The 4521-nt window shown below is 72.7% G+C and carries 5 protein-coding genes; all 5 read right to left on the bottom strand.

Annotation, left to right across the window (positions count from 1 at the left end; translation table 11 throughout):
- Positions 1 to 198: 198 nt before the first annotated feature.
- On the bottom strand, positions 199 to 1851 hold the full coding sequence (locus AOJ26_RS31670) for an AMP-binding protein (protein WP_053851804.1): 1653 nt from the start codon (positions 1849 to 1851) through the stop codon (positions 199 to 201).
- A 40-nt stretch (positions 1852 to 1891) separates the two neighbouring features.
- Positions 1892 to 2326, bottom strand: coding sequence for a DUF3592 domain-containing protein (locus AOJ26_RS31665; protein WP_053851803.1), 435 nt, complete (start codon positions 2324 to 2326; stop codon positions 1892 to 1894).
- Between the two features lie 94 nt (positions 2327 to 2420).
- Positions 2421 to 3026 carry a lytic polysaccharide monooxygenase auxiliary activity family 9 protein gene (locus tag AOJ26_RS31660; RefSeq protein ID WP_053851802.1) on the bottom strand — a complete coding sequence of 202 codons (606 nt, stop codon included), beginning with the start codon at positions 3024 to 3026 and terminating at the stop codon, positions 2421 to 2423.
- 96 nt (positions 3027 to 3122) lie between these two features.
- Complete coding sequence (locus tag AOJ26_RS31655) at positions 3123 to 4232, bottom strand: SPFH domain-containing protein (protein WP_053851801.1); 1110 nt, start codon at positions 4230 to 4232, stop codon at positions 3123 to 3125.
- 40 nt (positions 4233 to 4272) lie between these two features.
- A partial coding sequence (locus AOJ26_RS31650) for a peptidoglycan-binding protein (protein WP_199828890.1) occupies positions 4273 to 4521 on the bottom strand: 249 nt, incomplete at its 5' end.

Here is a 4521-nt window from a genome sequence, read left to right as displayed (position 1 = left end):
CCGCTAGCTCAGTTGGTTAGAGCAGCTGACTCTTAATCAGCGGGTCCGGGGTTCGAGTCCCTGGCGGCGCACCGGTGAAGGGCCTCTCGTGGGAGCGAGGGGCCCTTCGGCGTTTTCCGGGGCCGAGAGGTCGGCTGGGGGTCTGGGGCCCGAGAAGTCGGCTGGGGGTCTGGGGGTTACCCCCCAGAAGATGCAGCATCAGCGGGTCCGGGGTTCGAGTCCCTGGCGGCGCACCGGTGAAGGGCCTCTCGTGGGAGCGAGGGGCCCTTCGGCGTTTTCCGGGGCCAGTCTGCGGTAGGTCTTCCGGCCCGGTGGCCGCCACCACACCGGGTCCGTGCAGCCCAGGCCCTCCTTCCTGAGCCGGGCCCGCTGGATCTTGTGCGTCGCCGTGACCAGCATCCGCTCGACCACCCGCACGAACCGGGGCGCCATCTTCGTGCCGAGGTCGGGCTGGGCCGCGAGGAAGTCCGCGAAGGCCACCGGGTCGAAGGTTCCGGCGATCGTCGCCATCACCTGGTCCCCGGTCACCGGATCCGGCACTGCGTACACGGCGACGGCGGCCGCCCCCTCGTAGCGCGCGAGGATGTTCTCGATCATCGCGGCGGCCAGGTTCTCGCCGTCGACGCGGATCCGGTCGTCGGTGCGGCCGGCGAAGTACAGGTAGCCGTCACGGTCGCGGTAGAAGAGGTCGCCGGTCCAGTACCAGCCTCCCCGGCGGCGCTCGGCCTCCGCCCCGGGGTTGCGCCAGTAGCCCTCGAAGGGGTTCGGGTCGGTGTTCACCAGCTCCCCTATCGCCTCGTCCCCGTTCAGCAGCCGCCCGGCCGCGTCGAGGCGCGCGGGCGGACACTCCTCGCCCGTCTCCTGGTCGAGTACGACGAGCCCGGGCCCCGCCCGTCCGACCGCGCCCCGAGGAGTCCCCGGCGCCCACTGGATCGCCGCGCCGCCCTCGGAGGACCCGTACCCCTCGACCAGCCGCACTCCGAACCGCCGCTCGAAGGTCGCCGCGTCCTCGGCCCCCGCCTCGGTGCCGAAGCCGAGCCGCAGCGGGTTGTCCCGGTCGTCCTCGCGGGGCTCGGTGGCGAGGACGTACTGGACGGCCCGGCCGACATAGGTGAAGTACGTCGCCCGGTACGCGCGCACGTCCGCCAGGAACCCCGAGGCCGAGAACCGCCGCCTGAGCGCGACCCCGGCGCCGGTCGCCAGCGCGGGCGCCCAGTCGGCGATCACCGCGTTGCCGTGGAACATCGGCATGCAGACGTAGTGCACCCCGTCCGGCCCGAGCCGGAACTGATCCGCCAGGGAGTGCCCGGCGGCGGCCAGCCGGCCCTGGGAGCAGAGCGCGGCCTTGGGGGCGCCGGTGGAGCCGGAGGTGAAGCAGAGGAGCAGCCGGTCCTCGGGGTCGGCCCGGGAGGCGTCCGGTTCGGCGCCGGCATAGGGCGCGAGCAGGGTGTCGTACTCCTCGGTGCCGGTCACCAGCAGACGGACGGCGGGCAGGTCCAGGCCCCGCAGCAACGGCAGGTGGGAGGCCTCGGTGATCAGCAGGCGGCACTCGGTGTGCAGGATGTCGCGGGCCAGTTCGGCGCCCCGGCGGGTGGGGTTGACGCCGGCGACGGCGGTACGGGCGAGGGCGGCGGCGCCCAACCACAGCGGGTACTCAGGGGTGTTGTCGAGCAGCACCCCGATGTGGGCGCCGGCGCCCGGCAGCAGGTCGGTGAGGAGTGCCGCCCGGGCCGCGGCGCCCGCCGCCACCTCGTGGTGGGTGAACTCCCGCCCCTCGAACCACAGTCCGGGCCGGTGGTCACCCCACCGCGCGCCGACGAGCTCCGCGACCGTACGCCTCCTGGAGTCCATGGAGGTGTACGGTAGTTGACGGGTCGTCAGATGTGGAGGTCTAGGACATCGCGGCGAAGGCGGCCATGGAGACGGCGCAGATCAGGACGGCCACCCCGGCGAAGGCCACCACCGCGCCGGCGGCGCAGCCGTGACCGCCGCTGCCGGGGCGGGCCGTGGCCACGATGCGCGGGCCCTCGGCGTAGTGCACGGTGACGACGTCACCTTCGAGCACGGTGCCCGGACCGCCCTCCTCCTCGAAGCGGACGATCCGGCCGTCGCGGGCCCTGAACTCGTACACATGGCGCAGACTCGTGCGCACCCGGCTGTCGCCGCCGCCGTGCGCCACGGCGTACACCCGCAGGCACCGGGCCTCGGCGGTGAGCCCGCTCCTGAAGGCGCTGCGCATCCGCAGCCAGCGCCGCACCATGAGGTACGCGCCGGACAGGGCCACGGCCATGATCAGGACCGGAATGACGTAGAAGAAGGCGCTCATGACGGATCCCCCGAGGTCAGGCACCGATCACGTGATCGCGTGATCGTGTGGGGGAACCTACCCCGGGGGAAGCCTGGACTGTCTCAAGCGATGCTCAGAACGTGACGTCCGAGCAGGCGTAGAACGCGTTCGCCGTGTCGGCGATCGTCCACACCGCGACGATCACGTGCCGTCCGCTGAGCCCGGACGGCAGGGTGCCGCTGTGCGAGAGGGTGGAGGGGGGTCGCTGGCCGTTGTAGGGGACGGTCAGGAACGGGGTGAGGTTGAGGTCGGAGCGGGCCAGGTTGTGGTTCTGGTTCCAGCCCGCCTTGGTGACGTAGTACTTGAAGTCGGTCGTCGCGTGCATGGCGGTGAACTGCCAGCGGAACGTGTAGCTCTGCCCGCCCGTCACCTTCGTCGCCGGCCATGCGGAGCCCGACGGTGTCCTCGGTGCGCTGAGCTGGCTGAACTGGCTCAGGCCGGCGTTGCATATCTGCCCGTCGGCGGGCCCGCCGGCCGGGAAGCCCTTCGGGCCCTCGACGCTCTGCGGCTCCCACTGGATCGAGCCGCAGTTCGCCACCGTGCCGTTCTGGCAGAGCTTCTGCCTGCTGATGGGGAGGTCGGTGTAGCCGTGGCCGCTGGCGCCGCCGGACGAGAGCACGAGGGCTCCGGTGGTGGCGAGACCCATCACCGCGGCGTACCACTTGGTCTTTTTGCGCATGCTGCCGCTCCTGGAGAACGTGGGGGAAGTTCAGTGAGCTTGCAGGTCTAGACCAAGTCCCAGATTATTACTGAGCGTTGAACATGTCCATACCAACTACGGCCCTTGTTCTCCACGCCCCGCGCAGAACGCCACCGTCAAGTCCTTCACCAGCGCCTTGCGTTCGTAGTCGTCCAGCTCCACCAGGCCCCGCATGGTCAGCCGGGTCACCGTGTCCTCCACCGAGTCCACCACCGAGGTCAGCACGGTGGCCCGCTGCTGGGCGTCCAGCGCGGCGATCCGGCGCCGGTGCATCGCGGCGGCGACCTCGGGGGCGTACTCCACCCGCAGCGGCTGCACCGAGAACACCTCGACGCCGACGGGCGCGGTCTCCGCGGCCACCAGCCGGGTCAGCGCCTCCCCCGCCGCGTCGGCCGAGCCCCGGCCGGAGCCCGGCACCTCCACCGGGACCCGGGCGAGCGCGGCCTCGACGCACTCGCGCAGATACGTCTCGTGGTCGTCGACGCCGAGCGTGGCCCGCGCGGTGTCACGCACCCGCCACACCACGAGGACGACGACCCGCAGCGCGACCCCGCTCGCGTCGGCCGCCGCCATCGGCTCGCCACGCCAGTGCCGCAGCCGTACGTCGACCCGGCGGCGCAGCAGCAGCGGGTTGACCCACATCAGTCCGGTGCGCCGGACGGTCCCCCGGTAGCGGCCGAACAGACCGAGCACCCAGGCCCGCCCGGTCCGGCCGCGGGCCAGTCCGCCGAAGCCGAACAGCCCGAGGGCGCCGGCCCCGGCGTACGCCCCCCACTGCGCCGGACCCAGGGCCGCGCCCGCGAACGCCGGGACCCTGAACGCCTCCAGGGCGAGCCGCGGCAGCACCCCGGCCCACCACGAGGTGACCGCGCAGCCGGCCAGTCCGCAGGCGCCGGCGAGGACTCCCACCGAGCCCGGCAGCACCCGCGCGGGGCGCTCGGCCAGTTCGGGGTCGACATCGGGGGCGGGTCGCGGGACGGCCTGGCCGGGCCTGCGCAGCCGGGGCTGTTCCCCGGTGCCCTGCCGGCGGGCCACCACCGCGGGCTTCAGCGGCACCGACACCGGGTCCGGGTCGTCACGGAAGAGCAGATGGACCGGGATCTCGGTGGTCGCCTCGTTCTGGATGAGCCGGGCGGGGCGTGCGTGGCCCTCGGACTCCGGTGTGGGTGAAGTGGTCGTACTCATGCGTGTCTCCAGCCTCCGCGCCAGATGTCACCACAGGTGGTTACGAGAAGAGCCGCCGCCAGGTCTCCGGCCCCGGATAGCCGTCCGCCGCGCCGCCCCGCCAGCCCTGGGCGCGCTGGAAGGCCTCGACACCGCGTCGGTCCGGCTCGCCCCAGCGCGGCCCCGGCCCGGTCGTGTAGTACTTGCCGAACCCTTTCTTCACGAGCTGTCTGCCGAGCCGGGTGACGTACTCGTTGTTCGCGCCGGGCCGGAACATCGCGCGCCCCGGGTAGCCGGGCACGCCGTGCGA

The sequence above is a fragment of the Streptomyces sp. NRRL B-24085 genome, assembly GCF_001282115.1.
Classification (GTDB): Bacteria; Actinomycetota; Actinomycetes; order Streptomycetales; family Streptomycetaceae; genus Streptomyces.
Note: the sequence above shows the minus strand (reverse complement) of the source record. Positions and strands in the feature narration are given on the sequence as shown.